Consider the following 26,069-nt stretch of genomic DNA (forward strand, 5'->3'; position numbering starts at 1 on the left):
GGATGATCGTGCGAACGCTCCGCAACTGGATGCCTACGCTGGGTTGGCTCGCGGCCACCGCCACCAGCATCGCGCTGGCCTCGGCCGCCCTGCTCCCCGTGCTGCGCACCGCCCCGGCCGGCGAGGAGACGCTCGCCTCGGTCCACGAGCTGCGACGCGGCGGCGCCGGCGACGAGCCGCCACTGACCGTCACGACGCCGGCGCAGCCGACCCCGTCGGTCGCGTCGCCGTCATCGACCCCTCCGTCCGCCGCCGCGACGCCGACCCCCAGCGCCGGCGCGCCACGGACCACGACCACCCGGGACGGTTGGACGGTCACCACGGACGCCGCGGGCGTGGCGACATACCTTCGCTCGTTCCGGGTGGAGGGCGGCCAGACGGTGGTCCGCGCCAGCCGCGGGCGGGTGCAACTCGTCACCGCCACGCCCGGCCCCGGGTACTCGGCGAAGACCGTGCAGAACACCCCGGACAACCTGGCGGTCTTCTTCCTGGAGACGAATCACCACTTCGTCATCCACGTGGTGTGGCGCGACGACGCGCCGTTCGCCCAGGTCAGCGAGATCGGCGGCTGAGGTACCACACCGCGGTGACACGGAGCCAGGAGCTGAGCCGTGAGCCGTGACCGAGCTGTTGGCCCGAGCGCCCGCCGTTCGCCACGTCCCCCGCACCTCTCCTCGGTGGCGAATGCACCGGGCGATGCTGTGACGACGACGAAGCTGGGCGCCGGTGGCAGCGATGAGTCTGCCGGCGCCCACTGGTCCACCTCTCCGACCGAGACAACCGACTCATCGGGAGTAGGGCATGGGCCTGATCCACATCGAGCTGTTCACGACCCTGGATCTCGTCGGGCAGTCGCCCGGCAGCCCCGACGAGGATCCGGTGGGGTTCCCGTTCGGCGGCTGGCAGGCGCCCCTGCTGGACGAGGTCACCGGGGCGCAGGTCGGTGCCGCGTACGAGGGCACGGACGCCCTCCTGCTCGGCCGGCGGACGTACGACATCTTCGCCGCCTACTGGCCGCACCAGGAGGGCGGCGAGGACAACGAGATCGCCACTTTGTTCAACAGCGTCCCCAAGTACGTGGCCTCGCGCGGCAGGCCCGACCTCTCGTGGGCCGGGTCAACCCAGCTCGGCCCGGATCTGGCCGGCGCGGTGCGCGAGATCCGTGACCGGCACGAGCACGTGAAGGTCGTCGGGAGCCTGAACCTGGTGCAGACCCTGCTGCGCGAGAAGCTCGTCGACCGTCTGGACCTCTGGGTGCACCCGATCGTGCTCGGCGTCGGGAAGCGGGTGTTCGACGGTGGCGCGGTGCCCACGAACCTGACACTCCTCGAACCGCCGGTTGCCGGTCAGAAGGGCACCGTGTACCTGCGCTACGGGCTCGCCGGCGGCACGCCCGGGACGGGGGACATGAGCGCACCCGATCGAGGTGCCGGGCGCGACGGCTGAGCCACCCCGCGTCAGGGCCGGTGCTTGACCGCCTCAGGCCCAGGAACTAAGACCAAGGACGCCCTCGGAGAGGCCCTCGTCGCCCAGCACGCCGGGCGCTACGCCACGCTGCGTGCCCAGTGGGAGCGGGCCGGCGACGCACGTTCGCGGCTGGTGGCGTTCGTACGGATGACGGCCGACAACCGCGCGGAGCTGGCCCGCAGCGGCTGCCCGGTCGGCACGCTCTGCGCCGAACTGCACAAGGCGGGCGGCCCGCTCGCCGACCAGGCCGGCGCCATCTTCGCCGAGTTGTTGGGCTGGCTCGAGGAGCAGTTCCGGGCGCTCGGCCGCGACGCCGAGGCCACCGACCTGGCCGTGCATCTGCTCTCCGCGTTGCAGGGCGTGTCGCTGATCGCGCACAGCCTCGACGACCCCGGACACATCGACCGGGAGACCGCCCGGCTCATCAGCTGGCTCCACACCCTGTGACCGCCAACCATCGACAGGGAGCGCCCGTGAAACCCTCGCTCGACCGCCACCGGTTCGGCCCCTGGGCCGTGGTCACCGGTGCCTCCTCCGGCATCGGCGCCGCTTTCGCCCGCCATCTCGCCGTCTCCGGCCTCAACCTCGTCCTGGCCGCCCGACGCCTGCCCGAACTCCGCACGCTCGGCGACGAACTCGCCGCCAGCCACGGCATCGACTACCGAGCCGTCGGCGTCGACCTCACCGACGACGACTTCCTCGACCGGCTGCGGACGGCCACCGCGGACCTCGACGTCGGGACGGTGATCGGCAACGCCGGCGCGGCACTTCCCGGCCGGTTCCTCGACCTCGACACCGACGACCTGCTGCGCGGCGTCCAGCTCAAGGTGACGGCGAACCTGCGCCTGGCGCACCACTTCGGCCGGCGGCTGACCGGCCGCGGCCGCGGCGGCCTGCTGCTGGTCTCCTCCGTCGGCGGCCGCCAGGGCGTGCCCTACATGGCCAACAACGCCGCCACCGAGGCGTACGTGCTCAGCCTCGGCGAGGCCCTGCACGCCGAGTTCGCCGGCCACGGCGTGCACGTCACCGTCCTGCTGCCCGGCCCCACCGACACCCCGGCGCTGGCCGGCATGGGCATCGACCCGACCGCCCTGCCGATCCGGCCGATGTCGGCCGACCGCTGCGCCGCCGAAGGCCTCGCCGCGCTGGCCGCCAACCGCGCCACCCACATCGCCGGCCGGATCAACCGGATCCAAGCACACCTGCTGCCCCGGCCGATGGCGACCCGCGTGATGGGCGCGACGATCGGCCGGACATTCGCCGCCGGCAGCCCGACCGGGGCGACGGCATGAGCCCCCGGCCGGGCGCCACGCGAGTCCTGGTCACCGGCGCCACCGGGTTCCTCGGCCGCAACATCCTCGCCGCGCTGGCCACCCGCCCCGAGGTCACCGTCATCGCCGCGTGCCGCGCGCCCGACCGGCTGCCGGCGGCCTTCTCCGGCGAGGTCCGGGCCGGCGACCTGCGTGACCCCGGATACCGCAGGGCGCTCGTCGACGGCGTCGATGTCGTCTGCCACGCCGGCACCTGGGGCGCCTTCTGGGGCCACGCCGAGCTCGAGCGCCGCCAGTTCTTCGAACCCAACCGGGACCTCATCGACCAGGCGATCGACCGCGGCGTCCGGCGCTTCATCCAGACCAGCACGGTCGCGATCGCCGCCCGCCCCGTCAACGGCGGACCGATCGACGATTTTGCCCAGACCCGCCGTACCGGCTTCTGGCCCCATCTCGACCGGCTCATCGACCTCGACGACCACATGCGCCGGCACAGCGACCGCGGCACCCAGATGATCACCATGCGCCTCGGGCACTTCGTCGGCGCCGGCAACACCCTCGGCATGGTGCCCGCGCTCGTACCCCGGCTGCGCACCCGCCTGGTGCCCTGGCTCGCCGGTGGCCGCGCCCGCCTCGCGCTCGTCGGCGGCAGCGACCTGGGCGAGGCGTTCGCACTGGCCGCGACCGCCGACGGGCTCGACGACTACGAATCGTTCAACATCTGCGGACCGACGTTGCCCACCGCCCGCGAGGTCATCGAGTTCATCGCCGATGAGACCGACTCCCCTCGTCCCTGGTTCAGCGTCCCGTACGCCGCCGGCTACGCCTTCGCCTGGCTGATGGAGAAGCTGCAGCTCCTCCCCCTTCCTGACCCGATCTCTGGTGCACGTCTCCGAGAACTGGCTCTGCCCGACCGACCACGCCGCCCGCAGACTCGGCTACACCCCTCGCGAGGACTGGCGGACCGCCGTCCTCGAATCCCTCGCCGAAGCCGCCGCCAACGGCTACCCCTGGCCCCGCCTGGCCCAGCAGGCGTGAGTGACGAAGGACGTCGGTCACCCGTCGGGCGGGGGCCGCACTCGCTGATCCGGTCGCTCACCGGCCCGGGACAGGTCAACTGTTCCCTTCCCGCGAACGGACGGTGACAGCGTCTTGATTCACGCGGCCGATCCTGGTGTTGGTGCGACGATGGAAGGCGTGGGATCTGTGAAAACTGATATGCCTGCTGTCTCGCCGCTTGCCGGCGAGCCGATCAAGCGTGCCGACGCCGAGCGGCTCGCGGGAGTGCTGAAGGCGGTCGCCGATCCGGCCCGACTACGACTGCTCAGTCTGATCCAGTCCGCCCCGGAGGGCGAGGCGTCGGTGAGTGACCTCACCGCGCCGCTCGACCTGTCCCAGCCGACCGTGAGTCACCACCTTCGGATCCTCACCGAGGCCGGCCTGCTCGAGCGCGAGAAGCGCGGCGTCTGGGCCTACTACCGCCTGGTGCCGTCCGCGATCGCGGGAATAGCCGACCTGTTGACGCCGCCCCGCAAGCGGGCGACGAAGAAGGCCCGCTGAGCGGCACCGCCGAGGACCGCGCCCGAGCGCTGACAGGACGACCGCTAGGACCTCATACCCCTCGCCCTCGGCGAGGTCCGCCGTCTGCTGCACACCTGATCACCGGCGTCCGACCCGGCGCCACATACGTTGATGGTCACGACAGCGACGCCGGCATCAGTACCGCACCACAACAGCCGCTGCCCCGGTTTCCTGACGACTTCGTTCGGTGCGCCATACCGCTCGACCGGGCGTCCTCGCCTCCGCGCTGCCGGGATGGCCGATACCGGCGGGGCAACCGCGGGCGGCCGGGACGTTCCCCGGCCGCCCGCAGCGCTCGATCAGGCCGACCGCCTCCTACGGCTGCATCTCGTACGCGCCTGCGAGCGCCTCGACCTGCGCCCAGACGGCGGCGGTGCGGGACGCGTCCGGAACCGGGCGGCGCAGGTGCGCCACGGCCCAGGCGGCCTGCGCGTCGGTGGTGGCCGCCTTGCCGTACAGCTCCGTCGCGTAGGCGGAGAAGTCCCCGACGAGTACCGCGAAGATCTCATCGAGCAGGTGCCGATCCAGGGCGGTCAGCTCGGCCTGCTCCAGGATCAGCTGACCGTAGACGACCAGCGCGAAGAGCTGACCGAGGGTGAGCAGGAAGTCCAGGTCGCGCTGCTGATCCTCGTCCGGGGCGTGGGCACGCAGCAGTGCGCAGAGTCCGTCGGCCTGTTCCCGGAGCACCGCCACGTTCGGGATGTCGGCGTACGTGTCGTACGCGCCGCGCCAATCGTGGAACCGGATCGCCCCGAGGCCGCGGGCCGGCCCCTGCCGGAACAGGAACTCGTCGTCGGCGGGGTCCTGACGGGTGGGTACCGGCGCGAAGTCGGCCGGTTGGAACAGGTAGTTCGGCATGAACTTCAGGATCAGGGCGAGGTTGACGTGCACGGTGCCCTCAAGCTTCGGCAGGCCACGGATGTCCTTGGCGGCCTTGTCGAAGTAGGTGTCCGCCTCGAAACCCTTCGCGGCGATCACATCCCACAGCAGGTCGATCACCCGCTCGCCCTCGGTGGTGACCTTCATCTTGGTCATCGGGTTGAACAGCAGGTACCGCCGGTCGTCAGGGCCCGCCGACCGGAAGTAGTCGGTGGCACGGTCGCTGAACAACTTCATCGCGACCAGCCGGGCGTACGCGTCGGTGAGCTCGCGCCGCACGTGCGGGAAGTCGGTGACCTGCTTGCCGTAGAGCACCCGCCGGTGCGCGTGGGTGACCGCCTCGTACATCGCGTGCTCACAGATGCCGATGGAAGCGGTGCAAAGGTTGAACTTGCCGACGTTGACGGTGTTGAGCGCGGCGTCGAACGCGGCCTTGCCCGTGTGCAGCACGTCCTCGCCGTGTACCGGGTAGTCCTCGAGTCGGAACTCGCTGACGTACATCTGCCCGTTCACGACGTTCTTGACCAGGCGGTAGGCGGGGTGGCGGCTGTCCGCGGCGAAGAAGACGTAGCCGTCGGGCCCCTCGATGTCGGCGCGGCGGCCGAAGACGGAGACAAGGCCGGCGACGTTGCCGTTGCCGATGTAGTACTTGCCGCCGTTGGCCCGGTATCCGTCCGCGCCGTCGGGAGTGAGGATCATGTCGGTGGAGTAGATGTCGGCGCCGTGGCTGCGCTCGGACAGGCCGAACGCCATGACGTGACCGTCGGCGAGTAGCTGGGCCGCGTTGGCGCGGGCGGTCAGGTTCGCGCTCTGCCACACCGGCCCGAGACCCAGGACGGTCACCTGCCAGGTGTACCAGTAGCCGAGACCGTAGAAGCCGAGGATCTCGCTGAGCGCTGCGTTGCGCGCGGTGTCCCAGCGTCTGCCCTCGGCCCCGCCACCATCGGCTGCCGGCGTCAGGAACGTCGCGAACAGGCCCTCCTTCGCGACGAAGTCCAGGAAGTCGCCGTACCAGACCCGGTCGTTGTAGCTGTCGACCAGTGCCTTCTTGCCGCGGTTCTCGAAGAAGTCGACAGTGGCGCGGAGCAGCCTGCGCGTCTCGTCGTCGAGGTGTGCGGGGTCGTAGGTGCGCGGGTTCAGCAACAACGAGTTCGCCATGGTGGCATTGCCTTCCTGGGGAGTCAGCGGCCGAGGCCGTGGAGGGTTTCGAGGACGTCGTCGAGCCAGTCGAGGACCATCCGCTCGTACGCGACGCCACCCCGGAGCACGACGTGCCGCAACCGCTGGCCTGCGTCGAGCTCACCGGAGTCGAGAAAGTCACGCCGCTCGCCGGCCACGTAGCGGTTGAGGGTGGCTTCGTGGTCGGCGCGGTACCGCTCGACCTCGACGATCAGTGCAGCCCGGCCGGCATCGTCGTCGAACGCTGCGCCGCGGATCTTCACGGCCAGTTCGTGGCGGACCGTCTCTGGCTGGACGGGTTCCCGCAGCCAGCTCGCGAGCACCCTCCGGCCAGCCGCGGTCACGGAGTAGCGCCTCTTGTCGGGGCGCCCATCCTGGCCGATCTCCTCGGCGGTGACCCAGCCGTCGGTCTCCATCCGCCTGAGGACGCGGTAGATCTGCTGGTGGGTAGCCGTCCAGAACCGGCCGATGGAGCGCTCGAACCGCCGGGCCAGCTCGTAGCCGGACCCGGGCTGCTCCAGCAGCGAGACGAGAATCGCGTGTTCCAGTGCCACACCGGCGATCCTGCTATGCAACTCGTTGCATAGCAATCCCCCCGGCGACATTCTGCGCCGTGGGCGACGCGCCCTTCGACAGCCGCGGTTCGGTCGCCGGTCAGCCCTGCGTGGTCATCAGCGGCGTCGCGGTTGCGCCTCAGCCCCACCGGATCACGAGGGCCGTGGTGACCGCGGCCCCCACGTAGCCGGTGAGCAGCAGCGGCACCGCCCAGTTGATGGTCTGCGACTTCGCGCGGAGGCTGCGGGAGAGCCACCGCAGCTCGCGGGCCCGGGTCATGGGGGTCGTCTGTGCGACGCAGTCGGCGTCGCCGCCGGCGACGCGGGCGAGCACGGTCTGGGCGTCGTCGGCGTTCGCGTAGACCATAAACCCGTGATCAGCGTTGGGGCGCAGCCGCGACGTCAGCATCAGCAGGGTCATCGCGGTCAGCACCACGGCGACCGTGGCCGCGCCACTGATCACCGCCGGCCGAGACAGGTGCCCGAGCGTCCCCGCGACTGCGAGGACCGCCAGGCCGGCGCCGAGCAGTAGTCCGGCCATCTGCGAGTACCGGGATGCGACGGGCGCCGCGCGGTGCAGTTCGGTACGCACCGCGGCAACTTCGGCGTCCAGGGCCGCGGTAACCGTGCCCCGCCCGCAGGCGGCGGCATGCGCGCCGGCGCGAGCGACGATTTCCAGGTCCCGGAAGTCCGCCTCGGTATCACCGCAGCCTGTGCACCGGAAGGTGCCGCCGGCATGGCTCGACGCGATATCGACCAGCACCGCATGCGCTCCCGCAGTCGGTATCACGAAATGGCGACGACCCTCATGGGACTCGGGGGTGCTTGTGTACCCAGCGCCGAGGTGGGTCAGCTCACCGGAAATCGGCACCAAGGCGGCCCCCGAACATGAGGAGAAATCGATTGCCCCTCAAGTACAACTTCGGGCCCGAGTCTGTGTCAATACTTGCCCGTCATGTTCCGATCGGTGGCGTTTGCTCCGAGTCTGCCCCCTGGCCTGTCGCCCATGATGGCCGGCTGCTACGCGCTGACCGCGGGCGGATACCACATCGTGAGCAGCTTTACAGAAATCGATTGCCAGTCCGTGTAGGATTGCCCTTCATCCCCTAGCCACATGGTGCACGCCTCGGGAGCTGGAGATGTGAACGCTCCCAGCACCCAGGAGGATGGGGCTGCTGAAGCGATGGACGGAGCCGTATGACGACGATCTACGACGTGGCCCAGCAGGCTCGGGTCTCTCCCGCGACCGTGTCACGCGTGTTGAACGGCCGGACATCCGTCGATTCGGACATGGCCGACCGCGTTCGCCAGGCCATGCGGGAGCTTGACTACCGGCCCAACGCCGTCGCCCGGAGCCTGCGCCGTAGCCGGACCAGCCTCTGGGCGGTGATCATCTCCGACATCGGCAATCCGTTCTTCACGTCCATGGTCCGAGGGGTCGAGGACGTTGCCCAGGGCGCCGGCTTCTCCGTGGTCCTGTGCAACAGTGACGAGGATCCGGAGAAGGAGTCGCGCTACGTCGCCGCTGCCCTTGCCGAGCGCATGGCCGGCGTCATCATCTCGTCGTCCGGCCGCCCGACCGGCATCACTCGGCTGGTGAAGGCCGGCATCCCTGTGGTGGCGATCGACCGGCAACCGCGCGGAGCGGCCGTGGACACCGTGCTCGTCGACAACACCCACGGCGCGGAGTTGGCCACCGCCCACCTGCTCGACAACGGCTATCGCCGGGTCGCCTGCATCACCGGCCCCCGCCGGATCTCGACCGCCACCCAGCGGCTGCGGGGGTATCAGCGGGCCCTGAGGTCGCGAGGTGTTCCGGTGAAGGACGACCTGATCCGCTTCGCCGACTTCCGGGAGGAGGGCGGCTACCAGGCGATGGCGTCTCTGCTGGCGGCGACCGAGCCTCCGGACGCGATCTTCGCCACCAACAACCTGATGACCGTGGGCGCCGTCGAGTGCCTGGTCGATCGCGGGATAGCTGTCCCCGCCGCATGCGGCGTGATCGGATTCGACGACATCCCATGGGCACACCTGGTGAAACCGTCGCTCAGCACCGTTTCGCAGCCCACCTATGACCTGGGGCGGACGGCGGCCATGCTGCTCACCGAGCGCATCGCCAACGCGGCGAAGGCACCCTCGACCGTCACGCTGCACACCGGACTTCAGGTGCGCGAGAGCTCGACCGGGCCATCCGAAGCGCCTCCAGCGTAGCGGCGCCACCGCGTCAAAGATTGACCTTGCCGCACAGATACACCTTCACGCCGAGTTCGGCGAAGAGCGCGGCCTTGACTCGCAACGCCCGATCCGCGGTGGCGGCATCCGGGGCGTAGACCACGTTGACGTGGTTGGCCTTGTGCCGGGCCATCAGCTGGTCCCGGTCCACCCCGTGCAGCACCGCGTTCATGATGGGCCACTGCGGCGTGGTGGCCTTGAGCCGGCGCTCGGTCTCCGCCGCCGGTAGGTCGACCACAGTGCCACGACCCAGGTCCACGTGCAGCACACCGTCCATGATGAACACGCGGGACCAGACGATCTCACCCGGCTTCGACACGCCGCTGAGAGTTCCTCCACCGAGCGGGAAGTACATCGACGGTTGACGCACGCTGTACGAGCGGTGGTAACCGCCGTTGTGGGCCGCGGGCACCGAGCCGGAGATCTCGAAAACCCAGACGAAGTCTGTCCCGTACTGCTCTCCCCAGCGGATGTCATGCAGGGTCGTTGCCGGGTCGAGGCCCATCGCGGTCCAGATCCGGTTGGTGATCAGCGAGTCGACGGCGACGCCCTCGTCCGCCTCGTTGAAGTGAGGCAGGGCCGCTCCCGGATACAGCTCGCGTGTTCCTCCCCGGCTCGTGACCGGCGGGCGCAGTACGTTGTTCATCAGCCCTTCGGCCAGATCGCTGGCCGGGACGGTGTCCTTGAGGCCTTGCTGGTACTGGATGCCCACCGCGTCCAGACCGAAGTCGTCGGCGATGCGCAGCGCGGCGATGTACATCTTGAACTGGCTGAGCAGTTGCGCATCGGTCAGCTCGGTGGCTTCGTCGGTGCCGGTGTGGAAGGTCATGCCGGCGCCGTCCAGCCAGACCCGCACCGCCTGCGCGTCCTCGTCCGACACCTGTGACATCTCCGCCACCAACGCGCTCTGTGAGAGTCGCTCCTTGTAGATGCCGAGCGGGTTGAGCAGTTCGTCGTCGATGATGGCGTTGTACATGCCCATGCAGCCTTCGTCGAAGACGCCGATGATCGCCCGCTCGGTGCGGAGCTGCCGGGCGAGCGCCACACCGAGTTCGACCTCGGGACCGGGAGGCAGCGCCGGCAGGTCCCGCACGTGGCTCTGGTCGTGCACCACTTCCCCGGTGGCCAGCCACGCCATCAGGCCTTCGCGTGCCCACTCGTCGGTGAAGTCCGCACTCCACAACGCGGAGTACCGCACCCCCGCCTTGGTCAGGCTGCCGGCGAGGTTGAGCAGGCCGACCAGGCCGGGGTACTGCCCGCTCCAGTTCGCCACCAGCAGGATCGGCCCGCGGTGAGCGCGCAGCCCGGCCAGGACGTGGTGGCTGTACTGCCAAACCGCCTCCACCACGATGAGCGGAGCGTCGACCGGAATCGTCTTGAACACCTCGATTCCTGCCCGCTGGCTGTCGATGAATCCGTGGCTGGCGGCCTTGTCGACCTGGTGGCCGCGCTGCACCCGCCAGCCGAGTGCGGTGATCGCGGCGGTGAGGTCGGCCTCGAGCTGTCGCTGAGTCGGCCAGCCGGTGACGTTGGCGGCCCACCGCAGATCGCCGCTGGCCACCGTGTATACGGTGCGGGGGGCGGCGGCAGGTGGTCGGGTCAGCTGGGGCAGGGTGTAGCTGGTCACGTGGCGGCTCCCTCGGCGGGCTGGATCTGCGGTATGGACGCGTCGGTCAGCAGGCGCCTCTGTCGCCCGGCCAGAGCTCGGACGACGCGCTGGGAGCCGGCGTACAGATCGCGGTACAGCTCGTACAGCTCGTCGTAGTCCGCGGCGAGCTTGCGACGCGGCTCGCGAATCTCCCTGATCGGGTTCCACACCTCGATCGAGACGTCGTGCACGCTGCGTGCGGCCAGGAACGCGGCACCGTAGCTGGCTCCGATGGTCTGCGCCGGGATGTGCTGCGGTCGCCCGATGATGTCCGACACGATCTGTGTCCAGAGACGGCCCTGCGTACCGCCGCCGACGGCGACGATCCGGCGGATGTCTCCACCGGCCTGCTCCATCGCGTCAATGTTGTGTCGCACGCCCAGCCCGGTCGCCTCCAGAGCCGCCCGGTAGAGGTCGCCGCGATCGTGCGACAGGGTCAGTCCGGCAATGACCCCACGGGCGTCCGGATCGAGGATGGGTGTGCGCTCGCCGGCGAAGAACGGCAGCATCAGTAGTCCTCGGGCGCCGGGACCGGAGCGTTCGGCCAGGCGCAGCAGCTCGGGGTAGTCAGCGGCGGTGAACAGGTCACGCAGCCATCCGGTGATCGCGCCGGAGGTCGCCATGCCACCGGCCAGGTTGCGGGTGCCGGGCAGGGCACCCACCGTGCCCCACAGCGATGGACTCGTCAACCGGTACGGAGCCGTGTGCACCAGGAACATCGTCGTGCCGTACATGAGCATCAGGTCGCCCATGCCGTGCGCCCCGGCGCTGATCGCCTCCGCCCACGCGTCGATGGTTCCGGTGATGACGGGTGTTCCCGCGTCAAGCCCGGTCACCGCCGCGGCCTCCGGCGTCACGGCGCCCGCGATGTCACCCGGCCACTGCAGCGGTGGCAGGACCAGGTCGCCGACGATCTCATCCGCCCAGGGCCGCCACCAGTCCTGGACCTCGCCGTCATACAGCGGGGTGCACTGGCTGGCGGAGTGATGGTCGAGCAGGTACCGGCCGGTGAGCTGGTAGGCGAGCCACGAGCTGGGCATGAAGAGGCGGCGGGCTCGGGAGAACACGTCCGGCTCGACGTCGGCGACCCAGGCGATCTTTGGCCCGGCCGCCTGGGTGGACAGCGCCGAGCCGCACCGGCGCATGATCTCGTACGCCCCGAACCGCTCGTTGAGTCGCGCGATCTGGGCGGTGGCACGGGTGTCGACGCCGTACAGGATGGCGGGACGCAATGGTGTGCCGGCGCTGTCCGTGAGCAGAACACACGGGCCCATACCGCTGACTCCGACGGCCAGGACCCGCACGTCGGCGGGAGCCAGCAGATCCCGAACGATGGCGACGAACTCCTGCCACCAGATGCGGCCGTCCATCTCGACCCATCCGGGACGCGGGCGGTCGACGCGGTGCTCGAGCGTGCGCGAGCGGATGAGCCGTCCGTCCAGGTCGACGAGGACGCCCTTGCTGCTGGAGGTGCCGATGTCCACGCCGATCACGGCCGGCGTCGCCACACCGGCGGCGCTGTCGGCAACCGCCTTCTGCTTCACGTCCGCTCTCCCGCCACTGTCCGTTCCGTCTTCACCAGGGCTGCGCCGGTGGCACCGGCCGATCCCCGCCGCACCGAACAGGGACCGGCCGGGGACAACCTCGGTCGACGCCGCCTCGGTCCGGGTGCCGAACTCAGGCGCCACCGAGCTTGGCGTACGCCTCGGCCGCGTTGTCCCTGGTGATCTGCATGGTTTCGAGAGTGGTCGTCCGAGGAACGTCCTTACTGCAGTCGACCAGGATCTTCTTCGCGAGGTCGATGGCCTCCCGGCCGCCGGTCGGGTACTGGAAGGTGGCGGCGAGCCGGCCCTGTTCGACCGCCTTGATGCCGCCGGACGGCACCGGCAGCGCGTCGATTCCGGTGAACTTGATCTTCGTCTCGACTCCGGCCGCCTTGGCCGCCAGGTAGGCGCCTTCGGCCATCGGGTCGTTGTGCGCGTAGATCGCGGCGACGTCGGGATGGGTCTTGAGCAGGGCGTCTGCCACCGACTGGCCCTTCTCGCGCAGCCAGTCGCCCGGCTGCGAGGCGACGATCTGGATCGTCGGGTTGCTCGCGATGCCGTCGCGGAAGCCCCTCGCCCGCTCGGCGGCGGGCGTCGAGCCGGGCAGACCCGCGATCTCGATCACCTTGCCGCCCTGGGGCAGCAGCGTCTCGGCGTAGAACTCGCCGGCCGCCTTGCCGATCGCAACGTTGTCACCACCGATGAACGCGGTGTACGCGTCGCCCTCGACCTTGCGGTCCAGCACGATGACCGGGATCCCTTGCTGGTACGCCTTCTCGACCACCGCGGTCAGCGGCCTGGCCTCGTTCGGCGAGATGATCAGCAGGTCGATCTTCTGGGTCAGGAAGTTCTCGACGTCGGCGACCTGCTTGCTGTTGTCCTGCGCCGCGTCGGAGACCACGACCTGGAATCCGGGGACCGACCTCGCCGCCGTCTCGACGTCGTTGTTCATCACCTGCCGGTAGGGCTCGCCGTTGTTGGCCTGCGACATGCCGATCAGGAAATCCCGGCCGGCGCCGCAGTTTCCGGCGGCGTCGTTGCCAGCCTTGTCGGACGCCTTCTCGACGCTGCACGCCGTGGAGACGACGAGCGCGCCGGTGGCGAGCAGTGCGAGCAGAGCGGCATGGGTTCGCATGGGTGAGCTCCTCGGTGTCGAGTCAATCAGGCGATGCTGGGCCGCAGCTTCTGCAGGGCAGCCGCGGCCACGATCACCAGTCCTTTGATCAGCAGTTGCACGTTGGCGTCGATGTTGTTGAGCGCGAGGATGTTGTTGAGGATGCCGAGTAGCAGCGCGCCGGCGAGCGTTCCGCCCATCGAGCCGGTGCCGCCGGCCAGGCTGGTGCCGCCGATCACCACCGCGGCGATCGCGTCCAACTCGTATCCGGCGCCGTCGTTGGGACTGCCCTGGTTGAGCTGTCCCGCGTGGATGACGCCGGCCACCGCCGCCAGGAGGCCGGCGATGGCGAACACGGCGACCTTGACCCGGGTGACCGGAACACCCGAGAGGCGGGCCGCCTTCTCGTTGCCGCCGATCGCGTAGACGTGCCGGGCGAACGCGGTCGTCCGCAGCACGACGATCGCGGCCACGCCGATGGCGATGAACAGCACGGCCGGCACGGGGATCACCCCGTTGATGGAGCCGTTGAGGATCTCGAAGGCGGGCGGGGCCTCCTGGGGCCCGTCGCCGTAGGCGATCGGGATGCCGAGTCCCCCGGACCAGATTCGCGCGAGGCCACGGGCGACCTGGAGGCCGGCGAGCGTGACGATGAACGACTGGATACCGAGGCGGGCGGTCGCGTAGCCCTGCACCGCGCCGAACAGCGCACCGATCAAGAGGACCGCGGCGACCGCAGGAAGGATGCCGAGGCCCTCGTCGACCATGAGCGTCGCGGCGCCCACGGCCGACAGGCCGAGAATGGCGCCGACCGACAGGTCGATGCCGCCGAGCAGGATGACGAAGGTCATGCCGACGGCGATGATGCCGATCTCCGACACCGCCCGCACGATGTTGCCGAGGTTCCCGGCGGACAGGAACAGGATCTCGCCGTTCCGGCTGGGCGAGGCGACGATGGCGACGACGAACACGACGAGCAGCGCGAACAGACTCTGCACGGCGAAGAGACGGTCGACGAGTTCCCGCCGGCTGCGCGGGCGGCGGATCCACCTGCCGGCGGCGCCGCCCCGACCGACCGTGCCGGCCGCGGGCGGTGCCTCGCTCACAGCGGGCTCCGGTGGCGGTACGCGGGTCCCGGTCATCGGTCGTCCCTTCCGGCGGCGGTGCCGCCCATCGCCGCCGCGAGGATGTCTTCGCCCGTGCAGTCGGACACGTCGAGGTCGGCTACGGTCCGGCCGCGCCGCAGCACCACGACCCGGTCACAGACGCCGAGCAGCTCGGGCAGTTCCGACGAGGCGACCAGGATCCCCAAGCCGTCGTCGGCGAGCCGGCGGAGCAGCCGGTAGATCTCGGCCTTCGCGCCGATGTCGACGCCGCGGGTCGGCTCGTCCAGCAGTAACAGCCGCGGCTGGGCGAGCAGTTGCCGGGCGAAGATGACCTTCTGCTGGTTGCCCCCGGACAGGGCGCCGACCGGTGCCGCGGCCGAGGGAGTCTTGATCGCCAGCTCGGCGATCTTCTGCCGGATCGCGGACCGCTCCCGCTGCCGGCGGACGAATCCGGCCGTCGTCAGCCGCCCGAGAGCGGTCAGCACGATGCTGCGGCCGACCGGATGGTCAAGTACGAGCGCCGAGCGCCGCCGGTCCTCGGGAACGAAGCCGACGCCGGCACGCAGCGCGGCGCGAGGGTGGCGCGGGGAATAGGGGCGGCCGGCCAGCCGGACGCCACCGGTGCGCCGGCCCGCCGGTCCCGCGCCGAAGAGGGTCTCCAGCAGCTCGGTGCGACCGGCCCCCATCAGACCGGCCAGGCCGACGATCTCACCGGACCGCACGGTCAGGTTGACGCCGGCCGGCTCCGCGCGGCGCGGCCGGACGACCTTGGGCCGCACGGCGAGATTGTCGATCTCGAGGAGAGGCACGCGTGCTTCGTCATCGCCGGCGTCGGAGTCGCCGTCCGCCAGGTCTGCGGCGTCGGCGTCGGCGCGGCTACCGGCTACGCCGTGGTCGGAGCGGGCATCGGTGTCGAAGAGCGACTCGACCGACCGGCCGACCATCATGGTGATGATCTGCTGCCGGCTCGCACGTCCTAGACGGACGGTGCCGGCGACGGTTCCGTTGCGCAGGACCGTCGCGCGGTCGGCGACCACCTCGATCTCCTCCATCCGGTGTGAGATGTAGACGATGCCGACGCCCCGCTCACGCAAACCGGTGATGGTGGTGATGAGCCGTCGCACCTCCGCGTCGGCGAGGGCGGCCGTCGGCTCGTCCATGACGAGCACCCGGGCATTCAGCGAGAGCGCCTTGGCGATCTCGACCAGTTGCTGCTCACCGACCCGTAACGAGCCCACCGGTAAGCGTGGGTCCACGTCGGCGCCCAGCTGTCCCAGTTGTTCCTCGGCGGTGCCGAGCATCGCGCGCCGGTCGACCGTCCGCAGCGGCGTGCGTGGTTCCCGGCCCAGCATCAGGTTCTCGGCCACGGACAGCGCGGGCACGAGATCGAGTTCCTGGTGGATGGTCGCGATGCCGGCCGCCTGCGCCCCGGCCGGCCCGGCGAAGCGGACCGGTAAGCCGTCCACCGCGACCTCTCCCTCGTAGTCGGTGATGACGCCGGACAAAATGTTGATCAGGGTGGACTTCCCGGCGCCGTTCTCCCCGAGGAGTGCGTGCACCTCACCGGCCCGGACGGCGAAGTCGACGCCGTCGAGGGCGACCACGCCGCCGAACCGTTTGGCGACATCGACCATGGTGACGAGCACCTGGTCGCTCATGCGGGCCTCCGGGCGTCAGAGCGGGAAATCGATTTCTCTGGAACGTAGAAGACCATCATTGGGCTGTCAAGGGGCGGGAGCCCCCTGACAGCCCAGGACGGCGTCACGGGATCGCATTGATCGCGGCGTAGGCCGCATCGGCGAACCCGACGTCGCGGCGCGCGCCGCTCGCGACAAAGCGCCAGGTGCCACCGGGATAGCGGCCAGGTGCCCACGCGGTGCCGCCCGGGCGCCACAACGGCTGCCAGGCCACCATCGCGTGGCCGGCGTCGTACCAGGTGTTGTCGCCGCGCCAGGCGGAGGCCCAGCGGTGGACGGCGACCACGGAGATGTCAGGGCCCGTGGTCATCGTCCAGGGCTGCATCCCGGTCACGTCACCGGTGGGCCGTCCCTCCATGACCGGATCGCCGACCGCCGGCAGCGCGCCGTCGACGTTGAGAGCGACCTCCCACACTGCCGCTGTCGGCGAGCCGTTGACCGACCAGGTGATGTCGCTCTGCAACGCCGGGCCAGTCCAGCGGGGTGCCAACGTCAGCAGCCAGTCGGCGGTGACCGGCTCGTCGCCGAACGGGATACCCACCAGGTCGATCCGGGATCCATCGGCGGACACGTCGATCCGGGATGGTGCGCCCGCCCGGTCGGTCACGTCGAAGCGACCCACCGCCAGGTACGGTGTCGTGCCGCGGTGCGACGAGTCGAGCGCGGGGCGGTAGGCGCCGCCGCCCATCGGGTCGACCGCCAGCGACGCGATGCGGGCGTGGGGCCAGGTCCGTACGTCCGCACGCAGGAAGCCGGTGCTCACCGTGTAGCCGCGAGCGACGACCCCGGTCGACCAGGTCAGCGGTGCCAGCCACAGCCCGCCCTGGCCCCAACCGGCGTGGCTGAGGTACCAGTTCGGGCCGTCCACCACCACCTCGGCCGCGTGTGCGTCCAGCACACCCACCTTCTCGGCACCGTCGAAACGCAGCGGGTCGGGGCTGCGATAGACGGCCGTACGCCGGTAGGCCGCGCCGTAGTCCGTCCCGTCGCAGCAGACGAAGAGGTAGTACCAGTCGCCGCGGCGCACGACGAACGGCGATTCCGTCTGCCCGCCGGCCCGCCCGGTGAACGGCGACGAGTAGGCGATCGCGCGGGCGCTCCACGTCCGCAGGTCGGTGCTGGTCCGGTAGGCGACGACGTGGTTGCCGCCGGTCGGGCTCGACGTCGCCGTGTAGTACATGACCCAGCGGTCCCCCACCCGGGTCACCATCGGGTCGCGGCCCTCCCAGCCGTCGGTGAACAGCGGGTTGGCCGGGCTGCGGGTCCAGGTGAACAGGTCGGTCGAGGTGGCCAGGTGGATGCGGTAGTTGGCGAAGTCCGGATTCCCGGCCGCGTAGAACATGTAGTAGACGCCGTTGTGATGGACGACGTGGGGCGCCCAGATCCAGTGCTCGCCCGCCCCGCGGTTGGCGGCCAGCGCCGGAGGCTGTTTGGTCCATGGCCCGGTCGGAGTGGGCGCCGTGGCATGGCCGAAGAGTTTCTCGTCGAGCGGCGCGCCCGGCTCGGGGTGGGTGATGGCGAACACGTGCCACCCGCCGGTCTGCTCGTTCTTCACGATCGTGTGGTCGTTGTGGTACCAGTTCACCGGCTCGCCCACGCTCGGGTCGTAGACCCGGGTCAGCGCACCCCGCGTCGGCGTCTCGCCGATCGTCTCGTAGGGCGTGGTGGTCACGGTCGCGAGCGGCCCGACGCGACGCAGGGTCACCGTGTCGAGGCCGGCGAGGAATCCGACCGAGGACGCGGAGCGACCGGTCACCGTCACCGTCAACCGGTGGCCGCCGGCCGTGAGCGCCGCCGAGCCCAGGGGCACCGCCGCGGCGCGCCGGACGGTGGGCGCGTAGCCGTCGAAGAGCTGGCCGATTGCCACCCCGTCAACGGCGAAGCGCAGGATGCCGTAGTCGGGAGCCCGGGTGAGCACTCCCCCGATGTCGTACTGGCCGGCCGGTACCGGCGGTAGGGTGACGGTCACCGAGTCACCGGCCCGCACACCGCGCAGCCACAGCTGCCGGCCGCCGGACCAGCCCACGCCGCAGCAGTTCGGCTGCACCTCGACCGGTGCGGTGGCACCGACGATCGACAGGGACTCCGCTTCCACCCGTACCGGCTCGTCGGCCGCCCCGGCGGGCCCCGCCGGGGCGGCCACCAGCGCCGCCCCGAGCAGGAGCACCGACAGGATCCGGACGCCGCGCATCACAGCGCGCTGGGCCGGGGCAGCTCGGTGCCAGTCGCGAAGTGGTCGTGCCACTTCCAGCCACTCTGCACGAACCGGCCGCCGTCGGAGAGCGACACGAACACATCCGCCGCCGTGCCGCGGGTGAACGTCACGATGTCCGCCCGCCCGTCTCCGTTGAAGTCGCCGACGCCTGGCGCCTCGGTGCCGACGGCGAATCGGTCGTGCCACTTCCAGTTGTCCTGCACGAACCGGCCGCCGTCGGACAGGGAGACGAACACGTCGGCGGCCGTGCCGCGGGTGAAGGCCAGGATGTCGTCGCGTCCGTCGCCGTTGACGTCGCCGACCGCGGGCAGCTCGGCACCGACGGCGAAGTGGTCGTGCCACTTCCACCCGTCCTCGGTGAAGCGGGTGCCGTCGGACAGGGAGACGAAGACGTCGGCCTGCTCATGGCTGCCGCGGGTGAAGGTGACGATGTCGTCGCGTCCGTCACCGTTGAAGTCGCCGACCGCGGGAATCTCGGTGCCGACCGCGAAGTGGTCGTGCCATTTGATGCCAGGCCCGAATCCGTTCCCGGTTGACAGGGCGACGTAGACGTCGGCGCTGTCGCCACGGGTGAAGGTGATGATGTCGGCCAGGCCGTCGCCGTTGACGTCGCCGACCGCCGGGATCTCCGCGCCGACCGCGAACCAGTCGTGCCACTTGACGCCGGCGGCGAAGCCGGAGCCGGTCGACAGCCCGACGTAGACGTCGGCCAGGTCGCCGCGGGTGAACGTGATGATGTCGGCGCGCCCGTCGCCGTTGACGTCGCCGGTGAGCGGGATCTCCCCGCCCGGGGCGAAGAAGCCGTTCCACAGCCAGCCGTCCTGCACGAACCGGCCGCCGTCGGAGAACGAGGTGTACACGTCGGCGGCGGTGCCGCGGGTGAAGACGACCGCGTCGTCGCGGCGGTCGTTGTTGGCGTCGCTGGTGTTGCGGGGGCGGGTGGTCGCCGACACCTCGGCCGAGGGCGAGCCGGCGTTGCCGGTGCCGTCGACGGCGACGACGCGGTAGTAGCGGGCTTGGTTGGCCGGCAGCGGGCCGTGCCGGAAGGCGGTGGCGCGTGCCGTCCCGACCAGGTTGGCCGGGGTGATCGCGACGCCGGGTGAGGTGGACGAGTAGATCCGGTAGCCGGCGACGCCGACATCGTCGGACGGCTCCGACCAGGACAGGCCGAGGGCGTGTACCCGGCCGCCGGCCAGGGCCAGGCCGGTCAGGGCGCCGGGAGCGGTGGTGTCGGCGAACGGCGTCACCATGCTGTCGGCGAGGTAACGCGCGGCGGTCCAGGCCGGCGCGCCGGCGACCGGTGTCAGCGTCACGGTGAGCGCCGATCGGCCCGCCGTGAGCGCTGCGGGCAGGACGAAATCGTCGGCGAGCCAGCGCTGCGACCGGTTTCCCAGCGCCTGCAGCCACACGCCGGCCGCGGCGCCGTCCACCGACACGGCCGCCTGCTGGTAGCCGTTCAGCTGGTCGCCCTGGCGGCGCAGCCGTACCCCCGCGTTGGCCGGATCGATCGCGATCCGGAAGCTGATCGCGGCGGTGGTGGCACGCACCTGACCGGTCACCGGGACGTTGTCGTCGTCGCCCTCGAACGGCGCGGTGAGTGCCGACTGGGTGGCGGGCCCGTCGCTGTAGGCGTGCGCGGCGCGGCTGGCCGGGTCGCCGGTGACCAGCGTGTCGGTCCGCTTCAGCACGGGGGTGGGCTGGGTGTAGAGGAACGCCGTCGAGGCGTAGTTGGCGGGCATGTCGTTGGCCGGACCGTGCTCGATGCCGAAGCGCAGTGCCGTGGCGTACGACACGGCGTCGCCGATCATCAGGCGGTAGGCGGCGTCGCACTCGTGGACGCATCCGCCGCCACGCAGGAGGTGGGCGGGGTTGCCGGTGAAGACGCCGCTGTACTCGCCCCGGTTGAAGTACCACCCGGACTCGTAGAAGTCCTCGGCGCCGGTGCCGTAGATCTGTGGTGTCGGGGAGCCGTCGACGTACACCCGCTCGTCGCCCTCCAGATAGTTGCGGGTGTTGCCGCCGAGGATGTGACCGCGCATGGTGTGCGACACGCCCACGAACCGGCCCCGCCCGGCCTGGTCGGCGACGATCCAGTCCCTACCGCCGACCGTCTCGGCTCGGCGCGACTGGGTGGTGAAGTAGCCGGCCGCCCCGGTGGTGGCCAGCGAGTCCGTCCATTGGGTGCCCGGCGCCGAGGTGACCTCCGCCTGGACGCCGCTGATGGGTGCGCCGGTGGTGTTCGCGAGCGCGAGGGTGGCGGTGGACCGGAACGGCATCGGCCACCACGCGCTGTACCAACCGGCGGGTGCGGCGTCCATGGCGAACATCAGGGAGCGGACGGTGCGTTCACCGAGCCCGCTGCCGAAGAATTCCCCGACCGGGCTGTCCACCGTCGTCCGGCCGTCGAAGGTGAGCCGCAGCCGGAGACCGGTCAGGTTCGGTGCGGTCGCCGCGCCGTCGGGCACCCGCAACCTCAGGGCGGTGACCGCCCGCGGCCCGGCGAGGGTGGCGAGGGTTGCCTGCCCGCCCGCGGGCACGGTGACCGTCGTGCTCGCGGTGGCGGCACCGGGCTGGGCCGGCTTCGGGTCACGGGTGCCGGCGGCGCGCAGCTTGGCGACGACGTCGCTGGCCGGGTCGGCCGGGTTGAACCGGGAGAACCCGTTCGCGTCGGCGAACTCGCGGTAGGTGACGTGGTAGAAGAGCGGATTGTTCTGGGTGGTGATCCGCATCGATTCGCGGTAGGGCATCGGCACCTTGACGGTGACCCCACCCGACGTCTGGTCGGCGTTACTGACCAGCGGAAAGACGAACGGGCTGCCGAGCCCGCCGTTGACCAGGTTCTGCAGCCCGGTGTTGACCACCGTGACACCGTCGAGCTCGATGCGGATCCAGCCGGTGGCGCTGACGTTGCCACCGTCGCGGGTGAACCAGATCGACTGCACCTCGCCAGGACCGCGGTCCTCGGCGATCACGCAGCCGCCGGACTGGCGCAGACACGAGTACGTGCCGACGAACCCGTCGTCGTTGGAGCCGTCCCGGGCGAAGCTGGAGAACTGCCGCGTCCGGGTGCCTGCCGCCAGTTCGGGCAGCCGGTCGAGCCGGCGGTAGGCGTCCCAGCCTATCGGCCCCTTGTCGTCGGCGACCGCGAGGGCGCTCGGCGCGGCGACGGCGCCGCGCGCCGTCGCCGGCGGCGCACCGATCGCTGCCGCGGCTGTGGTGAGGGCGAGCAGGGCGGCCGCGGCGGCGCCGAGCCAGCGGGGGGTACGGAGCCTCATGGTGTCCCTTCGGATGGGTCTTCCCGAGCAGGAGAAATCGATTGCTGGCGAGTAGACCCCCCGATCTCGACATATGTCAATACTTGTCGATCTCGATCTAAACAGTGAAGGTTCCTTCCGGATCCAGCCACCAGCTCCCCAGCCGAAAACTTCCCCCTCAGGCATTGACACACATCATGGTCGTCCCCAAACTCGTGGCAATCGATTTCTCCGTCGCGTCCAGCAAGTTCGGGTGCGCAGTGAGGAGGAAGCCATGCGCAGCGGATCCACGACGGTGATCACCACAGCGGCCGTCCTCACCGTCACCCTCGGTGCCGCCCCCGCACCGGCATGGCATCCCGCCCCGGCGCAGCCCGCGGCCGCGTCTGCGGGGCCGGCCCCCGCCGTCACGGCCTCCCCGGCCGTCCGCGTCGCCAAGCTCACCGGGCCCGGCTCGATCAACCGGACCGACACCCGACACCAGATCAAGGCCACCGACCTCGGCATCCTCTGGGACAACAACGCCGGGCAGGTGCTGGTGGCCTTCGGTGACACCTTCGGTGCGGGCTGGACCGGGCCGGGTGGCGGCGTGGGCGACCCGGCCACCCTCGACTGGCGATGCAACATCCTGGCCCGCAGCACCGATCGGACACTCGCGGACGGGCTCACCTTCGACAGCGTCGTCGAGGACGTCCCCGGCCACGCCGGTGAGCTGCTGCCCTGCCGCAAGATCGACCACGACGAGATCACCGTGATCCCCACCGCCGGCGTCGCGGTGGGCGCCCGCAGCTACCTGCACTACATGTCCGTACGCCACTGGGGCCCGCCCGGACAGTGGCAGACCAACCACGCCGGCATCGCCTACTCCGACGACAACGGCCGAACCTGGGTGAAGCACCCGACCGCACGGTGGCTCAACAACCCCTCCGGCAGCGACGGCTTCCAGATGGGCGCCTTCGCCCGCGCCGGCGGCTTCGTCTACCTCTTCGCCACACCCAACGGGCGGTTCGGCCCCGCACGGCTGGCCCGCGTGCCGGAGAGCGGCATGCTCGACCCGTCAGCGTGGCGGTACTGGACCGGCGCCACCTGGTCGCCCGATCGGGCGACGGCGACGACGCTGGTGCCGGGCCCGGTCGGCGAGCTCTCCGTCCACTACAGCACCGACCTCGGCCGGTGGCTGATGATGTATCTCGACGAGAACCGGCATGGGATCGTGCTGCGCGACGCACCCGCTCCGACCGGCCCGTGGTCGGCCGCGCAGACGGTCGCGACCGCGGGAGGCTTCCCCGGCCTGTACGCGCCCTACATCCATCCGTGGTCGTCCGGTCCGGATCTCTACTTCACGATGTCCCAGTGGGACCCCTACAACGTCTACCTGATGCGTACCCGCCTCGGCGGCGGCAACCTCGTCGCTGACCCGGGTTTCGAACTGCAGGGCGGGCCGGGCATCGGGGCACCCTGGCGGCTCGGGGGCACCGGGGGCGTCGACCGCGGCCTCGGCCTCGCGCACTCGGGCGGCAACAACGCGTGGCTTCGGGCGGCCGGCGGTTGGCACCACGTGTTCCAGGACGTCAGTGTCCAGCCCGGCCGGCGTTACCGCCTCACCGGATGGCTGCGTACCTCAGGAAATGCCACCGCGGGCTACTTCGGCGTCCGCACCACCACCGGCCGGATCGTGGCCGAACGCCGCTACGGGCCATTGCCCAGCTACCAACGACTCACCGTCGACGCCGATGTCGGCACGCTCACGACGCTACAGGTGTTCGCCGGCCTGTGGGCCACCGGCGTGGGCACCTGGGTGCAGATCGACGACGTCACGCTCACCCCACTGCCCTGATCCCCACGACCTGCCACGACCTGCCACAACCTGCCACGACCCGGGCACGACCGGCCACCGGCCGTCGATGCCGCGCTCGCCCCTGCCCTGCGTACCGCCTTCACAGATCGAGGAGCATCCCGTGCGTACCCGAAGCATCTACCGGCGACTGGGCGCGGCGCTCGCGGCCGCGGTGGTCACGTCGACCGCGGCGGCCGTCGTGGTCGCCTCGTCGGCAGCCGCCGAATGCCAGTTCATCCCGCCCAACCACGACCCTAACGTCATCCGCATCGTCTACCAGGTCGGTGTGTCCCGAGGCGTCTCCGACCGGGTGATGCTGGCCGGCTTCGAAGCCGGATGGGTCGAGTCGCACATGAACAACCTGCCATGCGGCGACAAGGACTCGCTCGGCGTCTTCCAACAGAGGCCGAGCCAGGGCTGGGGAACTCGGGAGCAGATCCTCAACGTCGAGTACGCCTCCACCCAGTTCTTCAGCCGTGCTCAGGTCGAGGACAGGCGCTGCCCGGCCTGCACCGCCGGCCAGATCGCCCAGCGCGTGCAACGGTCCGCCTTCCCCGACCGGTACGACCAGAACGAGGCCAAGGCGCGGTCGCTGCTGGCCGAGGCGCGGGCCAGCGTCGGCGGCGCCGTCGCCGGCCGGGCGTATGTGTACGGGGCTTCGCAGCATTTCGCGGCGGTCAACACCGGTGGCACGTTGACCAACTTCTCCTGGTCACCGTCGACCGGTCTGATCCGCCCGGACTGGGGAGGCGCACAACTGACCGGCAAGACAGTCGGCTACGTCCACAACGGGCAACAACACGTCTTCGCCCGCGGCACCGACAACACCCTGCGGCACTGGTGGCACGGCCCCGGCATGACCACACCCGGCCGCGACAACTGGAACACCACCGGACGCGTCCTGTCCAACCCGACCGGATTCGCCTACGGCGCCCAGCAGCACGTCTTCTTCCGCAACCCCGACGGCCACCTCGAACACCGCTTCTACGACCTCAACTCCCGCCAGATCGCCGGCGGAGTCTGGCCCGGCGGCACATTCGTCGGCAACCCCCACGCCTTCGTCCACCGCAACCAACAACACATCTTCGCCCGCACCGCCACCGGCGCACTCATCCACTGGTACTGGTGGCCCGGCATCAACCCCTCAGTCGACAACTGGGGCATCACCTCCGGCGTCGCCTCCGACCCCACCGGCTTCTCCTACGCCGGCAACCAACACCACGTCTTCTTCCGCAACACCGCCGGCAACCTCCAACACCGCTTCTTCGACGACCCCTCCGGCACCCTCAACGGCGGCACCTGGCCCGGCGGCACCTTCACCGGCAACCCCCACGCCTTCGTCCACCGCGACCAGCAACACATCATGGGCCGCCGCGCCAACGGCGACCTCGCCCACTGGTTCTGGCTACCCGGAAGAAACCCCGGCATCGACAACTGGGGCGCCACCGGCGTCGTCACCGGCGACCCCGTCGGCCTGTCCACCCCCGGCCAACACCACGTCTTCTACCGCACCACCAACGGCACCCTCGCACACCGCTTCTTCAACGACAACAACGGCACCCTCGGCACCGACAACTGGGGCGGCTCACTCCCCACCTGACCGACCTCGCCCACCTTTCGCGCACCGGTCCCACCCATCGCCTCTCGTCCCAGCAAGGAGTGTCATGACCACCCCGAGATCCACCCAGCTCTCCCGTCGGAGAATGCTCGGCGTGCCGGTCGTCGTCGTCGCCGCCGTCGCCCTCGCCCCCCGTCCGGCCCAGGCCAAGCCGCGTTCCGTCGAGTGTGTCGCCGATCTGATGGAGGCGTCCTGATGGCCACCATCCCCTGGCTCGCCGACGTCCTGCGCGCCGAAGGCATCCCGGTCGTCGAGCACGGCAACTGGCGCGCCCGGGCGGTACCGGGCTCGTTCAACCCCATCGGCGTGCTGTGGCACCACACAGCCGCGTTCTCCAGCCCCAGCAACCCGCACCCGGCACTGAACACCTGCATCAACGGCCGCCCCGACCTGCGGGGACCGCTCTGCCAGGCGCTGGTCGACTACAACGGGGTGTTCCACGTCATCTCCGCCGGCAGGTGCAACCACGCCGGCGCCAGCCGCGGCAGCGGGCCGATCCCCGCCGGGGACGGCAACGGCATGCTGGTCGGCTGGGAGATCGACTACGGCGGCGACCAGGCAACCGACCAGCGGATGACCCCCGCGCAGTACAACAACTCCCTGAAGGCCACCGCGGCCGTGCTGCGTCGCCTCGGCCGTGACGCCAGCTATGCCCGCGGGCACCGCGAGACCAGCACCACCGGCAAGATCGACCCGTCGTTCATCGACCTCAACGTCATGCGCGCCGATGTCGCCCGGCTGCTCGCGGGCGGTGGCGGCGCCGACGTGGCGGGGCAGGCGTATGTGTACGGGGCTTCGCAGCATTTCGCGGCGGTCAACACCGGTGGCACGTTGACCAACTTCTCCTGGTCACCGTCGACCGGTCTGATCCGC

21 protein-coding genes are annotated in these 26,069 nt (G+C 70.6%); 11 read left to right on the forward strand and 10 right to left on the reverse strand.

The window, feature by feature from the left end:
• The first annotated feature begins 8 nt into the window (after positions 1-8).
• From AB0873_RS18205 to AB0873_RS18230, 6 genes are all read left to right on the forward strand, one after another.
• Positions 9-572, forward strand: a complete 564-nt coding sequence (locus AB0873_RS18205) for a hypothetical protein (protein ID WP_366600933.1) — start codon at positions 9-11, stop codon at positions 570-572.
• Positions 573-801: 229 nt separating this feature from the next.
• Entirely contained in the window at positions 802-1,446 is a 645-nt protein-coding gene (locus AB0873_RS18210; RefSeq protein WP_366600876.1) for a dihydrofolate reductase family protein, read from the forward strand.
• 24 nt (positions 1,447-1,470) lie between these two features.
• Positions 1,471-1,914, forward strand: a complete 444-nt coding sequence (locus AB0873_RS18215; RefSeq protein WP_366600877.1) for a hypothetical protein — start codon at positions 1,471-1,473, stop codon at positions 1,912-1,914.
• Positions 1,915-1,940: 26 nt separating this feature from the next.
• Positions 1,941-2,759 (forward strand): SDR family NAD(P)-dependent oxidoreductase, encoded by an 819-nt coding sequence (locus AB0873_RS18220; RefSeq protein ID WP_366600878.1) that lies wholly within the window; start codon positions 1,941-1,943, stop codon positions 2,757-2,759.
• A complete protein-coding gene (locus AB0873_RS18225; RefSeq protein ID WP_366600879.1) occupies positions 2,756-3,883 on the forward strand; it encodes an NAD(P)-dependent oxidoreductase in 1,128 nt (375 codons plus the stop codon). Before AB0873_RS18220 ends, AB0873_RS18225 begins: the two co-directional genes overlap by 4 nt.
• 43 nt (positions 3,884-3,926) lie before the next feature.
• Positions 3,927-4,298: a metalloregulator ArsR/SmtB family transcription factor gene (locus AB0873_RS18230; RefSeq protein WP_366600880.1), complete on the forward strand. Its 372-nt coding sequence runs from the start codon at positions 3,927-3,929 to the stop codon at positions 4,296-4,298.
• Positions 4,299-4,634: 336 nt separating this feature from the next.
• On the opposite strand, the gene AB0873_RS18235 is transcribed toward AB0873_RS18230, so the two are convergent.
• The 3 genes from AB0873_RS18235 to AB0873_RS18245 form a co-directional block, all read right to left on the reverse strand.
• Positions 4,635-6,356 (reverse strand): acyl-CoA dehydrogenase family protein, encoded by a 1,722-nt coding sequence (locus AB0873_RS18235; RefSeq protein WP_366600881.1) that lies wholly within the window; start codon positions 6,354-6,356, stop codon positions 4,635-4,637.
• A gap of 23 nt (positions 6,357-6,379) precedes the next feature.
• The gene (locus AB0873_RS18240; protein WP_366600882.1) at positions 6,380-6,931 is read right to left on the reverse strand and encodes a PadR family transcriptional regulator; all 552 of its coding nucleotides are present in this window, start codon (positions 6,929-6,931) and stop codon (positions 6,380-6,382) included.
• A 139-nt stretch (positions 6,932-7,070) separates the two neighbouring features.
• Positions 7,071-7,523 (reverse strand): hypothetical protein, encoded by a 453-nt coding sequence (locus AB0873_RS18245; protein WP_366600883.1) that lies wholly within the window; start codon positions 7,521-7,523, stop codon positions 7,071-7,073.
• A gap of 605 nt (positions 7,524-8,128) precedes the next feature.
• On the opposite strand from AB0873_RS18245, the gene AB0873_RS18250 reads away from it, so the two are divergent.
• Positions 8,129-9,142 carry a LacI family DNA-binding transcriptional regulator gene (locus AB0873_RS18250; RefSeq protein WP_366600884.1) on the forward strand — a complete coding sequence of 338 codons (1,014 nt, stop codon included), beginning with the start codon at positions 8,129-8,131 and terminating at the stop codon, positions 9,140-9,142.
• Between the two features lie 13 nt (positions 9,143-9,155).
• On the opposite strand, the gene AB0873_RS18255 is transcribed toward AB0873_RS18250, so the two are convergent.
• From AB0873_RS18255 to AB0873_RS18285, 7 genes are all read right to left on the reverse strand, one after another.
• Complete coding sequence (locus tag AB0873_RS18255; protein ID WP_366600886.1) at positions 9,156-10,790, reverse strand: fucose isomerase; 1,635 nt, start codon at positions 10,788-10,790, stop codon at positions 9,156-9,158.
• On the reverse strand, positions 10,787-12,355 hold the full coding sequence (locus AB0873_RS18260) for an FGGY-family carbohydrate kinase (RefSeq protein WP_366600887.1): 1,569 nt from the start codon (positions 12,353-12,355) through the stop codon (positions 10,787-10,789). Before AB0873_RS18260 ends, AB0873_RS18255 begins: the two co-directional genes overlap by 4 nt.
• Positions 12,356-12,488: 133 nt before the next feature.
• Positions 12,489-13,490 (reverse strand): substrate-binding domain-containing protein, encoded by a 1,002-nt coding sequence (locus tag AB0873_RS18265; protein WP_366600888.1) that lies wholly within the window; start codon positions 13,488-13,490, stop codon positions 12,489-12,491.
• Between the two features lie 26 nt (positions 13,491-13,516).
• The gene (locus AB0873_RS18270) at positions 13,517-14,575 is read right to left on the reverse strand and encodes an ABC transporter permease (RefSeq protein WP_366600889.1); all 1,059 of its coding nucleotides are present in this window, start codon (positions 14,573-14,575) and stop codon (positions 13,517-13,519) included.
• A 32-nt stretch (positions 14,576-14,607) separates the two neighbouring features.
• Entirely contained in the window at positions 14,608-16,233 is a 1,626-nt protein-coding gene (locus AB0873_RS18275) for a sugar ABC transporter ATP-binding protein (RefSeq protein WP_366600890.1), read from the reverse strand.
• A gap of 103 nt (positions 16,234-16,336) precedes the next feature.
• The gene (locus AB0873_RS18280) at positions 16,337-18,463 is read right to left on the reverse strand and encodes a family 43 glycosylhydrolase (protein ID WP_366600891.1); all 2,127 of its coding nucleotides are present in this window, start codon (positions 18,461-18,463) and stop codon (positions 16,337-16,339) included.
• Positions 18,463-21,762 (reverse strand): DUF2961 domain-containing protein, encoded by a 3,300-nt coding sequence (locus tag AB0873_RS18285; protein WP_366600892.1) that lies wholly within the window; start codon positions 21,760-21,762, stop codon positions 18,463-18,465. The genes AB0873_RS18280 and AB0873_RS18285 overlap by 1 nt, the downstream gene beginning before the upstream one ends.
• 253 nt (positions 21,763-22,015) lie before the next feature.
• On the opposite strand from AB0873_RS18285, the gene AB0873_RS18290 reads away from it, so the two are divergent.
• From AB0873_RS18290 to AB0873_RS18305, 4 genes are all read left to right on the forward strand, one after another.
• Positions 22,016-23,578: a DUF4185 domain-containing protein gene (locus tag AB0873_RS18290; protein ID WP_366600893.1), complete on the forward strand. Its 1,563-nt coding sequence runs from the start codon at positions 22,016-22,018 to the stop codon at positions 23,576-23,578.
• A 121-nt stretch (positions 23,579-23,699) separates the two neighbouring features.
• Complete coding sequence (locus tag AB0873_RS18295) at positions 23,700-25,178, forward strand: hypothetical protein (RefSeq protein ID WP_366600894.1); 1,479 nt, start codon at positions 23,700-23,702, stop codon at positions 25,176-25,178.
• 64 nt (positions 25,179-25,242) lie between these two features.
• The gene (locus tag AB0873_RS18300) at positions 25,243-25,392 is read left to right on the forward strand and encodes a hypothetical protein (RefSeq protein ID WP_366600895.1); all 150 of its coding nucleotides are present in this window, start codon (positions 25,243-25,245) and stop codon (positions 25,390-25,392) included.
• Positions 25,392-26,069: N-acetylmuramoyl-L-alanine amidase (locus tag AB0873_RS18305; RefSeq protein WP_366600896.1), on the forward strand; the 678-nt coding region annotated here is incomplete at its 3' end. The genes AB0873_RS18300 and AB0873_RS18305, both read left to right, overlap by 1 nt.

Origin of the sequence: Micromonospora sp. NPDC047707, from assembly GCF_040704235.1 — a bacterium.
Lineage (GTDB): Bacteria > Actinomycetota > Actinomycetes > Mycobacteriales > Micromonosporaceae > Micromonospora.

Bases quoted from the DNA above. Each gene is read 5' to 3' on its own strand.
- AB0873_RS18290 (WP_366600893.1), top strand. From the start codon at position 22,016: ATGCGCAGCGGATCCACGACGGTGATCACCACAGCGGCCGTCCTCACC.
- AB0873_RS18250 (WP_366600884.1), top strand. From the start codon at position 8,129: ATGACGACGATCTACGACGTGGCCCAGCAGGCTCGGGTCTCTCCCGCG.
- AB0873_RS18265 (WP_366600888.1), bottom strand. From the start codon at position 13,490: ATGCGAACCCATGCCGCTCTGCTCGCACTGCTCGCCACCGGCGCGCTC.
- AB0873_RS18225 (WP_366600879.1), top strand. From the start codon at position 2,756: ATGAGCCCCCGGCCGGGCGCCACGCGAGTCCTGGTCACCGGCGCCACC.
- AB0873_RS18210 (WP_366600876.1), top strand. From the start codon at position 802: ATGGGCCTGATCCACATCGAGCTGTTCACGACCCTGGATCTCGTCGGG.
- AB0873_RS18275 (WP_366600890.1), bottom strand. From the start codon at position 16,233: ATGAGCGACCAGGTGCTCGTCACCATGGTCGATGTCGCCAAACGGTTC.
- AB0873_RS18300 (WP_366600895.1), top strand. From the start codon at position 25,243: ATGACCACCCCGAGATCCACCCAGCTCTCCCGTCGGAGAATGCTCGGC.
- AB0873_RS18235 (WP_366600881.1), bottom strand. From the start codon at position 6,356: ATGGCGAACTCGTTGTTGCTGAACCCGCGCACCTACGACCCCGCACAC.
- AB0873_RS18230 (WP_366600880.1), top strand. From the start codon at position 3,927: ATGGAAGGCGTGGGATCTGTGAAAACTGATATGCCTGCTGTCTCGCCG.
- AB0873_RS18285 (WP_366600892.1), bottom strand. From the start codon at position 21,762: ATGAGGCTCCGTACCCCCCGCTGGCTCGGCGCCGCCGCGGCCGCCCTG.
- AB0873_RS18280 (WP_366600891.1), bottom strand. From the start codon at position 18,463: ATGCGCGGCGTCCGGATCCTGTCGGTGCTCCTGCTCGGGGCGGCGCTG.